The organism is Paenibacillus sp. FSL R7-0179, from assembly GCF_038002265.1.
In the GTDB taxonomy this organism is placed as follows: Bacteria; Bacillota; Bacilli; order Paenibacillales; family Paenibacillaceae; genus Paenibacillus_AQ.
In genome coordinates, this window is record NZ_JBBOCC010000002.1 from 1 (window position 1) to 15,000 (window position 15,000).

The following is a 15,000-nucleotide window of genomic DNA, read 5'->3' on the forward strand; positions in this document are numbered from 1 at the left end:
CGGAATACAATAGATTCTATTTCGAAGCCTTTTTTACAGCATTCTATTGTACAAAATGCAGTTACTATCGTCCCAGCGTCTCATTCTCACAGCATCCGAATGAATGCTGTGAGAAATTCCGATGCTTCACTAGGCGATGGAAGTAGCCGGATGCTTAACGTTCGCAGGATACTGCTGCCCGCCCTGTGTGCGGACGAATAGACCCTCTGAATGGCTGCTGCCTGACAACTCCAGGCCAGGGTCATCCGGGGTGAAGTGGAAGACGATCGTCTCCGTGCCGCTGTCCGCAAGCTTCAGGGCGATGTCACGGCAGGAGACAGGCTGTGTACTGATCAGATCGAAAAGCTCAAGCTGTCCATTCTCCTGCTGGCAGATGGCAATGAGATTCTCGTCCTCCAGGTAGTAGAGCTGATCGCTGAACACATTCAGGCAGTAGAACATCAGGAGTCCATGGGCGCCGCTGACGCCCAGACGCTCAGATACCGGTATCCGCTGCGCTCCGAGAGTAGAGACCAGGCTCAGATCATGCGGGTCGGCTAGATCCAGCTTGCGGATTGCCGCAGATCCTGCTGCACCTCCGGGGCAGGCCATGGAGAAGATCTGTTCTTCCACCGGACGGAAGCCGAACTTAGGATAGAACTCCAAGACTGACTCATTGGCAAAAAGATACATGAACTCACACGCTTGTCCATACTCCTCCAGCACCTTGTCCATCAACCGGGCAGACAGGCCCCGCCCTCCATAGTCAGGATGAGTCATCACCGTCCCGATCTGCACAGCAGGAGACTTCACGCCATTAATAGTTAGCTCTATTAAATTCACCGAGACATTCGCCACGATCCGGTCTCCCTCTGCATAAGAATAAGGGACATACTTATCCGTCCAGAACCCTCCCTCATACCAGCGCTCCAGCTCCAGCCCGAACGTATCTTTTGCCAGCTCAAAAAAGCTGTTCCGCAGCGGCTCTATATCTTTATAATTGTAGACAAATTGAAGAGTATTCATAGGTAGTTGCTCCTTTTTAATATTCAACCCCGCGAACCTTTGAGTAGACCATCGTGTCTCTTAAGTCACCCTGTACATCAGTCTTGTTATTGCGCAGGATACCTTCCAAAGTAAAGCCAGTGTGTTCGGCTACGCGAGCGCTCTTTCTAGCTCCTATAGAAGGTATTTGGTGAATCAGTCTCGTTTAGTATAAGCCATTATATACCATAGGTCATATTTCAGGGGATTTAATACCATAGATTTTAACTAAAGTCAATACGCTAAAGGATACCTAAAAGTACTCTCAGGTACTATTCACATTTAATGGCAAGAACGTTATCTTAGGTAATAAGAAGTGTTCACTATTAAGAACCTGTTGTAATGAACCTAGTACTGAAACGGTAGCAAAATTATAGACAGCTGGAGGTAATCCATGAGTGCAATCGCCGGGATCTATTCTATGCAGCATGGGCCGCTGGACCCGGAGCTCGGCCTGCGCCTGATGCAGGAGCTGCAGCGTTATCCGGCGGATGATGCCCGGGGCTGGAATGCGGAGGGACTGTTCCTCGGGTGCCACGCACAGTGGATAACCCCGCAGTCCCGGGGTGAGGTGCTTCCCTATTATGACCCGCAGCGGAAGCTGGCGATCGTAGCTGACGCCATCATCGATAACCGCAGTGAGCTCTTCGGACAACTTCAGGTGGTCCGGGAGGATCGGGAGTCGATGCCGGACAGCCTGCTGATTCTTCTGGCCTATGAGAAATGGGGGGATCAGGCTCCGGTGCATCTGATCGGAGATTTTGCCTTCATGATCTGGGATGCCGGCAGGCAGACGCTGTTTGGAGCAAGGGATTTCTCGGGGAGCCGGACGCTGTACTTCCACCGCTCTGGCAGACATTTCTCCTTCTGCACTGTGATTCATCCATTGCTCACGCTAATGGATGGAGCACATGCGTTGCATGAAGGGTGGATCTCGGAGTATCTGGCAGGTCAGGGCCGGATGGATGTCGCGGATATGTTCTCCACGGTCTATCAGGGTGTGGAACAGCTGCCCCCGGCACATTCGATGACAGTTAGCACGAAGGGGATAACCTTCTCCCGGTATTACACATTCCAGACTCCGTCGCCACTCCGGCTGCGCAGCAATGGCGAGTATGAGGAAGCATTCCGTGAAGTGTTCGGACGTGCAGTCCGGGACCGGCTGCGTACCCATCTTGAGGCTGGTGCGAACTTAAGCGGCGGGCTGGACTCAGGGGCGGTGGTGAGCTTTGCGGCAGAGGAGCTTCGCCGCACCGGCAAGCCGCTCTACACCTTCAGCTCGTATCCCCTGGATCACTTTACAGGGTTCAAGCTGGGCCAGCGGGTGACCGATGAGCGTCCCTATATTCAGGAGACTATCGACTATGTCGGGAACATTGAGCCTAGCTTCTACAATTTTCCTGACCGCAGCTCTTATGGCGAAATCGACGAATGGCTCGATATTATGGAGATGCCCTACAAATTCATAGAGAATTCCTATTGGCTCAGGGGCATATATGAACAGGCCGGGCTGAAGAATGCGGGTGTGCTGCTCAGCGGACAGCGGGGCAACTGGAGCATCTCCTGGGGACCTGCGCTGGATTACCAGGCGAAGCTGCTGCGTGAATTCCGCTGGTTCCGCTTTTACCGGGAGAATAAGCTGTACAGCCATTCGATGGGGGTAAGCCGCAAAAGAATGCTGAAAATTGCCGGACGCAAGGTCTTTCCCGCCTTGGGCCAGCTGATGGCCCGGAAGCAGGAGGCTGCACCGGAGCTGATCCATCCTGAATTTGCCCGGCGGACAGGGGTGCAGGAGCGGCTGAAGGAGCTGGACCAGTCGCCTGCTTCCCAGACCGTGTACGATATTCGCAGAGAGCATTTCCGCCAGCCGCATGTCTGGAATGTGAACGGAACGGCGGCTACCAAGCTGTCGCTGAAGTACAGGGTATGGGACCGGGATGCGACTAATGACCTGCGTGTCATCAACTTCTGTATGTCGGTGCCTGAGGAGCAATATGTCCAGGACGGAATGGACCGCTCACTTATCCGCCGGGCGATGGAGGGGCGGCTGCCGGATAAGGTCAGGCTTAACCAGACCCGGCGCGGTATTCAGGGAGCTGACGGCATTACCCGGATGCTGCCTGAGTGGCAGAGGTTCCAGCAGGAGCTGAGGGAGATGCTGCAAGACCCCCGTGCTTCGTCTTATCTGAATCGTCCCGGGCTCGCCGGATGCTTGGACCGGCTGGGTAGTGAGCCCGAACCATTATTAATCTTTAACACAGATTTCCGCCTTCTTACGCGAGGACTGGTGTTCTACCGCTTTTTGAAGCGGCTCTCCTGAAGGACGTTTCTTGAAAGGGGGTGACAAGATGAAAAAGGAATACAGCAAGCCTGCATTGGAAGTGTTGGATGTGAAAATGACTATGGCTGGCCCGGGGGTATCCATTGCCGATGCGTTCCAAGCCGATCCAGATGAAATCGTTAGTCACTCCTAGTCTTCCAGCATTACCGTTCAGCCCTAATCCCTCTTAGCTTGCTGGAGGGGGATCAGGGCTATCCCTTTATCCGAAGTAACGTTCCGATATGGTACCGTCCTTTCAAAGGACGGCAATGCCGTTTCCACTTGTCATCCGCAAGACAACGGGTGAAATTGACTGAGATGGAGTGAGCAGTATGGCTGGCACAGTGCAATGCCTCGGTTATAAGGCTTTTGGCCTGCATATCCTCAGTGAGTTCGCGCTACCAGAACTTCCCCGTACGGACCACCCCGGAAGGATAGGGAGCCTGTCGGTAGTGGAAGGCAGTCTGTCTGCGCGCTGGGAAGCAATACCGAAGATTACGCCGAACTTGGGCATCGCGGAGCATGAAGTGATGTTCATGGTGAAAGGCACTGCTATTTTTTCTATACAGAACGGCAGTACGATTACAGTCTCTCCAGCAGCAGGCGCAGATCCCGATAGTATCCGCTTGTTCATTCTGGGCAGCTGTATGGGGGTAGTATTGATGCAAAAAGGCATACTGGCCCTGCATGGCAGCTCGCTTGTGCTGGACAATAAGGCCTATGCGCTGGTGGGGCGTTCAGGTGCGGGTAAATCCACGCTTGCCTCCTATCTGATGGATCAGGGACATCTCCTGGTCAGTGACGACGTTATTCCCGTGTTGGTGCATAATGGACATCCATTAGCTGTTCCAGGTTATCCGCAGCAGAAGCTGTGGCAGCAGAGCCTGGACTATTTGGGAATGAATTCGTCTGCGTACCGTCCGCTGTTTCAGCGGGAGACCAAGTTCGCCGTACCGGTGCATGACCGGTTCCAGAGTGAGCCGCTGTCGCTGGCCGGCATATTTGAACTGTCTGTGGTCCAGGACGGGCCGGTGGCCGTAGAGGCGATAAGCGGCTTGGACCGGCTTCATACCCTATACAATCATACTTATCAAAAAGCGCTGGTCGACCCGATGGGGGTCAGAGAATGGCACTTCGGGCTGCTGGCCTCGTTCGTGAACCGCCTGCCGATGTACCGGCTGACCCGCCCTGAGCAGGGCTTCAGTGCCCCGCAGCAGAGGGAATTAATTATGGAGACGATTATGCCCAAGGTGAAGGAGATGAACCTATGAATATGAATACTGCAGAAGTGCTGTCACTGGAGTCAGTGCTGGTTCAACGGGAAGGCAATATCGCAAGTGACATGGACGGCGAGAAGGTCATGCTGAATGTGAAGAACGGCAAATACTACAACCTCGGCGAAGTCGGCGGTGAGATCTGGGAAGCGCTGGCGTCACCGGTATCCATTAGGCAGATTGCCGGGAAGATGCAGGAGATCTTTGAGGTACCGGCAGAGCTGGCACAGCAGGATGTCATTGATTTTGTACAGAATCTGCTGAATGAGGATCTTGTCTCCATCGTTAGCGGACCATGATCACCCTTCGGCGGCTCCGTCTTCTGCTGGTGCATGACAAGGCCGTGCTTGCGCTGATTCCTGAGACGTTATGGCGGCTGATGCTGGTCCGCATCCAGCTGTTGTTCCCCTTTGCCGGGACAGCTCCGCAGCTTGGGGTGAAGTCTATGGAGACTCCCACAGTATCCAGACCTTCCGATATTCGCCGCATCCAGCAGATTACCAAGGCGATCCGGGTGATGAGCCGCTATACTCCCTGGAAAAGCACCTGTATGGTCCGGGCGGTAGCCGGCCTGAAGATGCTGGAGAAGCGGGGCATTGAGAGCACCCTCTATATGGGGGTGGCCCGCGATAAGCAGGGGAAAATGATTGCCCACGCCTGGCTGCGCAGCGGAGCCCATTATGTGTCCGGGGATGATGCTATGCAAGGCTTCGTGGTGGTGGAGAAGTTCGCAAAGGTGTTACAAGCCGAGTAATCGAGGTGGGTCCATGCAAGCTATAATCTACTACGTCCGGCAGCTTCAGCGCTTGTCGGGCGTGAAGCTGTATCTTAATCTGCTGGGCATGGTGATCAGCGGTCTGCTGGAGAGCTCCGCCATTCTGCTGCTGGTTCCCATGCTTGGCATGGCTGGCATTCAGCTGGGCGGTGCGGCGGCGGGCTATCATCTTCCCATGCTTGGATTCATCAGTGAACTGCCGCAATCCACAGCGCTGCTGCTGGTGCTGGGCAGTTATGTTCTGATTGTGCTCTGCCAGAATCTGATCGCAAGGTTCGTGGCAATCCGCAATGTCGAGATTCAGCAGACCTATGGCAGGCAGCTGCGGGTTGAGGTCTATAGCGCATTGCTGCGGGCGCAGTGGTCTTTTTTTCTGAGAAAACGCACCTCTGATCTGATCAATATGATGACCACCGAGCTGGCCAGAGTCCTGGCGGGTATCAGCGGCTTCCTGCAGTTTCTCACTTCGCTGTTGTTCACCCTGGTGCAGATTGCTTTTGCCTTCTGGCTATCTCCCAAGATGACACTGGCGGTGCTGGTCTGTGCGGCGCTGCTGTCTATCTTCTCCCGGCGGTTCATCCGCAAGGCGAAGCGGCTGGGCAGCCGCAGCACAGAGCTGGGTAAGACGTATCTGGGCGGTATTACCGATCAGCTGAACGGAATCAAGGATATCAAAAGCAATAATCTGGAGCAGTCCCGCCTCGAATGGCTGCATGCTTTCACCGGCGAGGTCAAGCAGGAGCAGCTCGACTACACTCGCCTGCGCTCTAACTCCCAGCTCCTGTATAAGCTGTCCTCCACGCTGCTGATTGCTGTATTTATCTTCGTCTCCTTCCGGTTCATGCAAGTGCAGGGGCCGAATCTGCTGCTGGTCATTCTCGTCTTCACCCGGCTGTGGCCGACCTTCTCGACGCTCCAGTCGCTGCTGGAGCAGCTGGCCTCTGTAGTGCCATCCTTCAAACAACTGCAATCGCTGCAGCAAGAATGTCTGGCTGCTTCCGAGCATGAAGCCGATCAAGGCGGAGAACGGGTGCCGCCTATGACGCTGGAGTACGGCCTGGAGGCCCGGAATGTCGATTTCCGTTATCATGCAGGCGAGGAGTATTCGCTTCAGAATGTGAATGTGCGGATTCCTGCCCGGCAGATGACGGCGATTGTCGGACGTTCAGGCGCCGGCAAAAGCACGCTCGTCGATCTGCTCATGGGACTGATGCAGCCGGAGAACGGGGAGATTCTGGCGGATGGTGAGCCGGTCACAGGGGAGCGGCTGCTGTCCTACCGGAGATCCATCGGGTATGTGGCACAGGACCCGTTCCTGTACAACGCTACCATCCGCGATAATCTGATGATGATCAAGCCGGATGCGGAGGAAGCGGAGCTGTGGGAGGCACTGGAGTTTGCTTCCTCAGCGGACTTTGTCCGCAAGCTGCCGGACGGACTGGATACACTGCTCGGTGACCGGGGTGTCCGCCTGTCGGGCGGCGAGCGGCAGCGTCTGGTACTGGCGCGCGCCATTATCCGCAAGCCGTCGATTCTGGTGCTCGATGAGGCGACCAGCGCGCTCGATACCGAGAATGAGCAGCGGATTCAGGAGGCGCTGGAGCGGATTAAGGCTTCCGTGACCGTCATCGTCATTGCCCACCGCCTGTCCACGATCCGCGATGCCGATCAGATTCTGGTCATCGACCAGGGCCGGGTCATCCAGCAGGGAGTCTATAGCGGCTTGGCTTCGGAGAAGGGCGGCATGTTTAGCCGGTTGTTGAAGGGGCAGGAAGAAGCTGGATAAGGGTCGGACGGAGATGGACGGAGCTTAAATACATGAAATTGAAATTGCCTAAGAGCTAGAACGTCACTCACTGCGGAGATTTAATCGAAAAACCGATTACATTGGGCGAGCGCAGGGGTTGTGGCCCGAATGTAATCGAAAAACCGATTACATTGGATGGGCACAGGGGTTGTGGCCCGAATGTAATCGAAAAACCGATTACATTGGATGGGCACAGGGGTTGTGGCCCGAATGTAATCGAAAAACCGATTACATTGGGCGAGCGCAGGGGTTGTGGCCCGAATGTAATCGAAAAACCGATTACATTGGGCGAGCGCAGGGGTTGTGGCCCGAATGTAATCGAAAAACCGATTACATTGGCTGGCCGCCACCCCGCTCCGAAACCGTAAAAAGGCAAGTGCTGCTAATCTAACGCAGCACTTGCCTTTTTGGTATAGCTGTCCCTGCCTACATCTCCTTCTCCGCCCCCGTAATCTTCCGCCAGCTCCACAGTAAAGGCCGCAGCGGGAAATACAAGAAATGCAGCATCTTCGGAAGCGGCAGCGTCTTGGCATCCGCAGCATAAGGGTACAGGAAGCTGGCGGAGCGGAGCATCCGGCTTCGGGTAGATAGAATGCTCGGCAGGTACCGCTTGAAGTGTTGCTCCACCTCCGGCTCCAGCGGAGGGGTATTCAAATTCACAATCCGGGGGAGATAGAACAGAATGTCCTGTGCCAGCCTGCGGGCCTTGGGGCTGTCCATCAGAGGGGCAAGGCTGGAATCGACAGGCGTCTCCAGCAGCTCACTGGCCAGAATCAGCGTCTGTCCTCCTATGGCGTTGTGATCATAGCGCTGTAGTAAGCGGACCAGCTTGGCGGAGTCGGGCGGCTGCTGCCCCATTAGCAGCATTTTGATGTCCTGCAGCCATCTCAGCCGGGACCAGGCATGTCTCGCACCGTGTACAGCCAGGAACATGAACAGCTCCTCCGGCCCCAGATAGCGGACATTCTGGCCGAAGGTGCTGCTGGTCCGTGAATGACGCCATAGCTCATCGAACGCAGGTTCTTTGGCAGGACCCGGTCCTAGCCGCCAGTGCAGCTCCAGATTAACATTGCTAATCGGATGCACGAACGTCGAATGATGCTCCCGCCATTTCCAGTCGCCAAGCAGGCTCTCGAACTTGTCTTCCTTCTCATAGCCCAGCCGGATCAGCAGGGTTTCGGCATCCTCCAGCTGTTCAATCGGCACCAGGAAGTCCAGATCCCGGGAGGTGCGCTGCGACAGGTCTCCGTACAGCTCCTGCCCAAGCACCGGCCCTTTGAGGAACAGACAGCGGATATTCAGCTCGGCCAGCTGACTTGCGATATTGCTCATTTCACCGCTAAGCTGGAGCATCTGCACCGTATTCCTGCGGTATTGCCATTTCAGCTGCTCCAGAACGTCAGAAGGAACCACCTTCTCCTCCATCTTGCTCAGCCTGGAATAGAGATAGGGATACACCCTGTGCTGACGGTTCAGCTCCACGAATAAGTTCCAGTTCACCTCTGTGAACAACTGCGGATGCTTCCGCGCCGTCTCATCTGGATTTCCGGAATTCAGTAGTGCAAGAATAAGGCGTACTTCCTTGGTTAAGCTTGCCTGATTAAGAATCATCCGGTCAGTCATAGAGACGCTCCTTACCTTCTATTAAAAACGATATTAGTGAGCGTACCATCGATAACCGAAATTTGTCAATTTTCCACCGGTGCGTCTTGGAACCTGTCATTCCTGCCGGCAGAGAATCATCTTGACTCCAAAGTGGCTGCTGCCCTTATAATGCAGATTAAGAGAGAAAAGAATCGACGGGAGAGTTGCTGAGGAATGGTACTGCTCGGAGCAATCGTGAATGGAATAGCAATAATTGCCGGGACTCTGCTGGGCAGGTTGCTGGAGCGGATACCGGAGAGTATGAAGAATACCGTGATGCAGGCGATTGGGCTGGCGCTTATGCTGCTGGGGGTGCAGATGGGCTTGAAAAGCGGGGATTTTCTCATCGTCATCTTAAGTCTTGTGATCGGCGCTGTGGCCGGGGAGTGGATCAACATTGAAGACAAATTCACCCGTGCGGGCGATTGGCTGGAGCGCAGAGTGGGTGCGGGCAGACGGGGGAGTATTTCGCTGGGCTTTGTTACGGCAAGCCTGGTGTTTGTTGTGGGAGCGATGGCTATTCTAGGTGCGCTGGACAGCGGTATCAAAGGCAATCATGAGATCCTCTACGCCAAATCCATCATGGACGGATTCATTGCCATAATTCTGACTTCTACACTGGGCATCGGGGTGATGTTCTCGGCCATCCCTGTTGTTCTGTATCAAGGGGCCATCGCTTTACTGGCTACGCAGATTACCCGGTTTGTGCCTGATGCGCTGCTGAGCGACTGTATTGCAGAGATGACCGCTACAGGCGGGGTCATGATTATCGGAATCGGGCTGAATCTGCTCGGGATCACCAAGATCAAGGTAGCCAACCTGCTGCCCGGTATCCTGGTGGCTGTGCTGCTGGTCGTGCTGATACATAACTTTCAAGTGAATTGAGACCTTCTCTACGCTGGAAAAAGAAGATCCCGTTATTGCTGCTTTTCAATTATCGTGATAGCAATAACACCCTGTGCCTTCCCGCTTACGCTGAGCGCATGGGCAGTATGCAGCCCTTCCTTACTCATCGGAAAAGTACCGCCGGTCAGCAGCTGCAGCTTCCGCCCGGCCGTCAGCCGGGCCAGCTCGCTCAGCTGGTAGAGATCGGCAGCGGGAGTCAGATAAGCTGCTGTAACTCCTTGCTGTGCTGCCAAGGCCGGATCAGGCTGTTCAGCCGTGGAGATCAGCCTTCCGCCCGGAGCCAGTACGGCGAAGCTGCGGCTTAGCACACTGCCTCCTGCGGTATCAATCACCACATCGATGCTCTGGCCCAGAATCGCGGCACAATCCTGCACGCTGCTGTTAATCGCCTGATCGGCCCCGAGGCCCCAGACAACATCCAGCTCCTCATCGCTGCTGACGGTAGTAATCACCGTGGCGCCCCGGAGCTTGGCCAGCTGCACCGCGAAGCTGCCGGTTCCGCCTGTACCATTCTGCACCAGCACGCGGTCCCGGCTTGCGACCTTGGCAGCAGCCAGCGCCTGCCAGGCAGCAAGTCCGGCAGCGGGTAACACCCCGGCTGCTGCGAAGGATAAACCCGGAGGCTTAAGCGCAAGCTCATCCTCCTTGGCCAACGTATATTCCGCGTAACCTCCGCTCTCGGCAGCAGACTTCAGACCGAATACCTCGTCGCCAGCCTTGAAGCGGTTCACCCCTGCGCCGGTGTCCGTAACGATTCCGGCTACAACCACGCCTGGAATGAACGGACGGGCAGCAGGGCGTTCTCCACTGGCAATCCGCGCTTCTTCCAGGTTTCTGCTATCTGCCGGATGAAGCGAGGTCGCATACATCTCAATCAGCACCTCGTGCTCACCCGGAACAGGCAGAGGGAGTTCTATCTCCGTTAGATCGCCGTGCGGTCCGGTCATATGTATAGCAATGGCCTTCATCTATAGTTGGCCTCCTTTATCCAATGGCGGATGATTTGGTACATACTATACGCATACGGCTACCGTTAGTCAAAATCCGTACCCCAAGTCTTTTTCCATGAATGTTTGGACAAAAGATTGAAATCAAGCAGCGCAGTACGGTAGAATTGCACTAGGTAACGTTCTAAATATCAGATTTAACCAAGAAGGGGATTGTAACGCTTGAATAATGAAGAAGTAATCCAAGAGCTGCCAGAGAACTATGACGAACTGAAGAAGGCCGCCGGCCGTTCCGCAGACTGGAGAGCGCGTCTTGCAGCGGTAGAAGAGCTGGGCCGCTACAACCACAAACAAATTATCGATATCCTTAATCGTCTGATGATCAGCGATCCTGTATATACCGTGCAAGAAGCCGCATATAACAAGCTGGTGGCTTTTGGCGAAGAGGTCAAGGTTCCATCGAAGAATAAAGCCGAACTGTTCAGAGGAGTGTCCAAGATTATTCTGCGGATTAAGAAGAGTCTCCCCAAGGACCATTCTTACGAAGAGTTCAAAGAGAAGCTGAAGAAGATGCGGATTGACGTCTACGATGCTTATGAAGGCGAGAAGGGCGCGGATTTCGATCAGTGGCTGGAGAAGATGTGGACTTCGGCTGCCAAGTAACCGGTCTCCAATAACATAGCGAATTAGCATGACGGCACCAAGCGGAGAGATAGGGGCGTTCCTTATCGCTCCGCTATATTTTTGTGGGAAAGGATGATTACATGCTTACCGGTACATTTCAGGAGTTCCTTGAGTTGTCCACGCAGCTGCGTCCCGGGTACACCGCCAGTCTGGGTGAAGCTCCGGCAGGAGGCAGCGATGTGATATTAGAGTTTACACCCGAAGTACCTGCGCTCCTGCGTGTGGTCTATGATAAGGTTCTTGGAACGGGCCAGGCCGAGGAAGATCCCAGTCTGCTGGAGTTCATTCCGGGCTACCGGCTGATTCATATCGGCGAATACGGCCATGAAGTGAAGATCCTGTCAGGGATTCTGCAGGAGAAGGGATATACCGGCGGTGGAACTGTGTTGCCGCTGCTAACGAACTACGGAAGTGATTATATCTGTTACTACCGCTCTGAGGAAGGCGTGGAACGGATCTGCGATCTGCTGCACGACTACGGCGATCTGGTGGTGATGTACGATTCACCGGAGAATTTTCTGGAGACGCTGTGTGAATTCTATAAGCATGAGGTCTATTTCCTGGATGAGGAAGGCTACCTGGACTGCGATCTGGTAAAAGAAGGCGAAGTAGGCGCAGCGCTCAACCCGGAGGCGGAATATTGGTCTGAGTAAGGTACGTACCGCCCGCTCAGGCGTCAAAAACAAAAAAATCCCCGTCCTGTATCACTACAGGAACGGGGATTTTATTATTTAGGCAGAGTAGCTTTTGTTACAGATTAGCACGCTTCTCCTGCTCGCGCAGCTCGATTCTGCGGATTTTTCCGGAGGTAGTCTTCGGCAGATCCGTGATGTATTCGATTTTGCGCGGATACTTGTAGGGAGCGGTCTGCTCCTTCACATGGGCTTGCAGCTCTTTGGTCAGCTCCGGTGTTCCGGCATGGCCGTCTCTCAGTACGATAAACGCCTTGACGACTGATCCGCGGATCTCATCCGGGCTTGCAACTACCGCACATTCCTTAACAAGGCTATGCTTCATCAGCGCCTCTTCGACCTCGAATGGCCCGATCGTGTAGCCCGAGCTGATGATGATGTCATCGCCGCGCCCCTCGAACCAGAAATAGCCGTCCTCATCCTTGCGCGCCCGGTCGCCGGTTACAAAATACTCCCCATGCGAGCAGTTCGCTTTGCGCTCAGGATCTTTGTAGTAGTTCTGGAACAAGGCAGGCATGCTCAGATGTACGGCGATATCACCAACCACCCCGGCAGGCAGCGGATGGCCGTCCTCGTCGATCACCTCGACAATGCCCGGAGCAATCGATTTGCCCATGGAGCCGACCCGGATCGGTTCATCCTTCAGCGCTGCGATGATGAGTGTGCTCTCTGTTTGTCCATAGCCGTCACGGATTGTAATATTGAAGTGTTGCTGGAAGGTATGAATCACTTCCTGATTCAGCGGTTCACCGGCGGATACAGCACAGCGCAGGTTGGACAGGTCGTAGTCTGCCAGACCTTCAGTCTTCGCCATCAGGCGGTATTCTGTCGGTGTGCAGCATAATACCTGGATCTTCTCATCTTGCAGCAACTGCAGGTAGCGTTCCGGATGGAAGGCTCCGTTATAGACAAAGCCAGTCACCCCGTTGCCGAGTACCGTCAGGAACGGACTCCAGATCCACTTCTGCCAGCCCGGTGCGGCTGTAGCCCAGACCGTATCTGATTCACGGATATCAAACCAGAGGGAGGACGTGATCCGCAGATGGGCATATCCCCAGCCATGCGTGTGAACTACTGCTTTGGGATTGCCGGTGGTTCCGGAGGTATAGGCCAGAATGGCAATATCATCGCGGCGGCTGGCAACCGTAGGGTAGGAATCAGCTTGTCCTTCCATTAGACCCTCCAGGTCGATCCAGCCTTCTTCAGGCTCAGCCGCACCACTGGAGACGGATAAGCGGTAGTCCAGTGCGGGAAGATCATCGGAGATTTTGTTGACTTCCCCTGTAGCTTCAGACCAGACAATAACGGCCCGTGCTTCAGAGTGTTGCAGCCGGTACGAGAGATCCTTTGCCCGCAGCATTTCAGACGAAGGAATAACAGCCAGTCCCAGCTTCAGGCAGGCCAGATATATCGCGTAAGCGATGATGCGGCGGGGGACCATAACAAGAACCCGGTCGCCTTGCGTAAGTCCGAGACCGGCCAGTCCGCCGGCGAGACGGTTAGCCTGAGCCATGAGCGCACCATAAGTGATTTGCTCCAGGCTCCCATTTTCATGTAACCATTTAATGGCAATCTTATCTTCAGGATGCTGCTCCATTTCCGAAGTGAGATTGTAGAATTCAGGTGCGACCCAGCGTTGATTATCCAAATGAACCTCTCCTATTATTAAGTAATGATGTATCTGTTAACTACAGTATAGCACGTTCTCCTAGTACCAGATGCTAATCAGCCCCTGGGACATTGGAGAATGTTCTGTGACAGTCTTTATTTTGAACAACTTGATGCATACAGGCTCCCTGGAAGTATTTTTATCTTGATAAGGGAACCATACATTAGAGCCCTTTGCGCAGCGAAGCGGCAGAAAGCAGGCCATTGCAATGGACGAGAATAAAGTGATCAATGAGACATTAATTAATGAAGCAGGTATCAGTGAAGCAGAATTCAATGAAATATTCGCTATCATGGAAGCCTCTTTTCCGGTAAGTGAGATTAGAACCCGCAGCGGGCAGCAGGCTTTGCTGAATCAGCCGAATTATCATCTGTATACCAGCAAGGATGCGGAGGGGGAGATACTGGCTTTTTTGGCGGCATGGGAGTTACCCCAGCTGCGGTTCATTGAGCATATTGCCGTGAATCCACAGCGCCGGAGCGGAGGGATCGGCCGCAAGCTGATGAGCAGCTACCTTCTGCGTTCGGACAAGCCGGTGCTGCTTGAGGTAGAGCCGCCGGACGGTGAGCTGGAGCAGAGAAGAATCGGATTCTATGAGCGGCTGGGCTTTTACCTGAATCCCTATGATTATATGCAGCCGCCGCTGCGTGCGGGGCAAGCCGATCTTCCGCTGTGCATTATGACCTACCCGGAGCCTGTGACAATGAAGGAGTTCCGCCGGTTCAGAGATGTTTTGTATACAGAGGTGTATGGGGTGAGCATTTGAATTACTTCTTTACAATCCGGATACAAGTTAGAAACAAGTTAATGGTTTAATGAATTCATAGCAAGGAACACACTAACAGCCTAACTAAGGGAGACGATATTCAATGAAAAGCAAAAAAATGATCATAGCAACAATGGTATTCGGAATGGCCGTTACAGGTTCAGCAGGGGTCTACGCGGGAACCAATATGCAGAAGATCAGCGCCTATCTTAACCACGGCATCGGGTTCAAAGTTAATGGAGCGGCCTATACCCCCGTCGATAACAACGGCAAAGCGATGGCGCCAATCACTTATAAGGATACAACGTATCTTCCGGTCCGGGCGATGGCAGATGCACTGAAGGTGCCGGTGACATTCAATGCCTCCACGAATGAAGTTATCCTTGGAACTGGAACAGGGACCACAACGCCGGATAATGGTTCAGCTGTGAAGCTGACGGCGGTACAATACACTGCAGCGCAGAAGGAGCAGATTGCTAAGGCGTTTGCGAAC

At 54.1% G+C, this 15,000-nt stretch carries 15 protein-coding genes (1 of these 15 only partly in view); 11 read left to right on the forward strand and 4 right to left on the reverse strand.

Annotation, left to right across the window (positions count from 1 at the left end):
• Window positions 1-129: 129 nt before the first annotated feature.
• On the reverse strand, window positions 130-1,005 hold the full coding sequence (locus MKX63_RS16790) for a GNAT family N-acetyltransferase (RefSeq protein ID WP_341018704.1): 876 nt from the start codon (window positions 1,003-1,005) through the stop codon (window positions 130-132).
• 412 nt (window positions 1,006-1,417) lie between these two features.
• Here MKX63_RS16790 and MKX63_RS16795 point away from each other — a divergent pair, with 412 nt between their 5' ends.
• The 6 genes from MKX63_RS16795 (at window position 1,418) to MKX63_RS16820 (ending at window position 7,178) form a co-directional block, all read left to right on the forward strand.
• Window positions 1,418-3,343 carry an asparagine synthase-related protein gene (locus tag MKX63_RS16795; RefSeq protein WP_341018706.1) on the forward strand — a complete coding sequence of 642 codons (1,926 nt, stop codon included), beginning with the start codon at window positions 1,418-1,420 and terminating at the stop codon, window positions 3,341-3,343.
• Between the two features lie 28 nt (window positions 3,344-3,371).
• Window positions 3,372-3,497, forward strand: coding sequence for a paeninodin family lasso peptide (locus MKX63_RS16800; RefSeq protein ID WP_036694602.1), 126 nt, complete (start codon window positions 3,372-3,374; stop codon window positions 3,495-3,497).
• A 178-nt stretch (window positions 3,498-3,675) separates the two neighbouring features.
• On the forward strand, window positions 3,676-4,614 hold the full coding sequence (locus tag MKX63_RS16805) for an aldolase (RefSeq protein WP_341018708.1): 939 nt from the start codon (window positions 3,676-3,678) through the stop codon (window positions 4,612-4,614).
• On the forward strand, window positions 4,611-4,916 hold the full coding sequence (locus MKX63_RS16810; RefSeq protein ID WP_341018709.1) for a lasso peptide biosynthesis PqqD family chaperone: 306 nt from the start codon (window positions 4,611-4,613) through the stop codon (window positions 4,914-4,916). Before MKX63_RS16805 ends, MKX63_RS16810 begins: the two co-directional genes overlap by 4 nt.
• Complete coding sequence (locus tag MKX63_RS16815; RefSeq protein ID WP_341018711.1) at window positions 4,913-5,371, forward strand: lasso peptide biosynthesis B2 protein; 459 nt, start codon at window positions 4,913-4,915, stop codon at window positions 5,369-5,371. Before MKX63_RS16810 ends, MKX63_RS16815 begins: the two co-directional genes overlap by 4 nt.
• 13 nt (window positions 5,372-5,384) lie before the next feature.
• Window positions 5,385-7,178 (forward strand): ABC transporter ATP-binding protein, encoded by a 1,794-nt coding sequence (locus MKX63_RS16820; RefSeq protein ID WP_341018713.1) that lies wholly within the window; start codon window positions 5,385-5,387, stop codon window positions 7,176-7,178.
• Between the two features lie 447 nt (window positions 7,179-7,625).
• On the opposite strand, the gene MKX63_RS16825 is transcribed toward MKX63_RS16820, so the two are convergent.
• Entirely contained in the window at window positions 7,626-8,822 is a 1,197-nt protein-coding gene (locus tag MKX63_RS16825) for a nucleotidyltransferase domain-containing protein (RefSeq protein ID WP_341018715.1), read from the reverse strand.
• Window positions 8,823-9,017: 195 nt separating this feature from the next.
• Between MKX63_RS16825 and MKX63_RS16830 the strand changes: the two genes are divergently transcribed.
• Window positions 9,018-9,728, forward strand: a complete 711-nt coding sequence (locus MKX63_RS16830; RefSeq protein WP_341018716.1) for a DUF554 domain-containing protein — start codon at window positions 9,018-9,020, stop codon at window positions 9,726-9,728.
• A gap of 32 nt (window positions 9,729-9,760) precedes the next feature.
• Here MKX63_RS16830 and MKX63_RS16835 read toward each other — a convergent pair whose 3' ends face one another.
• Window positions 9,761-10,717, reverse strand: a complete 957-nt coding sequence (locus MKX63_RS16835) for an NADP-dependent oxidoreductase (protein WP_341018718.1) — start codon at window positions 10,715-10,717, stop codon at window positions 9,761-9,763.
• Window positions 10,718-10,918: 201 nt separating this feature from the next.
• Here MKX63_RS16835 and MKX63_RS16840 point away from each other — a divergent pair, with 201 nt between their 5' ends.
• Both MKX63_RS16840 and MKX63_RS16845 read left to right on the forward strand, forming a co-directional pair.
• Window positions 10,919-11,359 (forward strand): HEAT repeat domain-containing protein, encoded by a 441-nt coding sequence (locus MKX63_RS16840; protein WP_341018720.1) that lies wholly within the window; start codon window positions 10,919-10,921, stop codon window positions 11,357-11,359.
• Window positions 11,360-11,460: 101 nt separating this feature from the next.
• Complete coding sequence (locus MKX63_RS16845) at window positions 11,461-12,033, forward strand: hypothetical protein (RefSeq protein WP_341018722.1); 573 nt, start codon at window positions 11,461-11,463, stop codon at window positions 12,031-12,033.
• 97 nt (window positions 12,034-12,130) lie between these two features.
• On the opposite strand, the gene MKX63_RS16850 is transcribed toward MKX63_RS16845, so the two are convergent.
• Window positions 12,131-13,669: an acyl-CoA synthetase gene (locus MKX63_RS16850; protein ID WP_341023070.1), complete on the reverse strand. Its 1,539-nt coding sequence runs from the start codon at window positions 13,667-13,669 to the stop codon at window positions 12,131-12,133.
• A gap of 280 nt (window positions 13,670-13,949) precedes the next feature.
• On the opposite strand from MKX63_RS16850, the gene MKX63_RS16855 reads away from it, so the two are divergent.
• A complete protein-coding gene (locus tag MKX63_RS16855) occupies window positions 13,950-14,507 on the forward strand; it encodes a GNAT family N-acetyltransferase (protein ID WP_341018724.1) in 558 nt (185 codons plus the stop codon).
• A 103-nt stretch (window positions 14,508-14,610) separates the two neighbouring features.
• Window positions 14,611-15,000: the 5' portion of a hypothetical protein gene (locus MKX63_RS16860; protein ID WP_341018726.1), read on the forward strand. It continues 327 nt past the right edge of the window; only the first 390 of its 717 coding nucleotides appear in the window; its start codon is at window positions 14,611-14,613; its stop codon lies beyond the right edge, outside the window.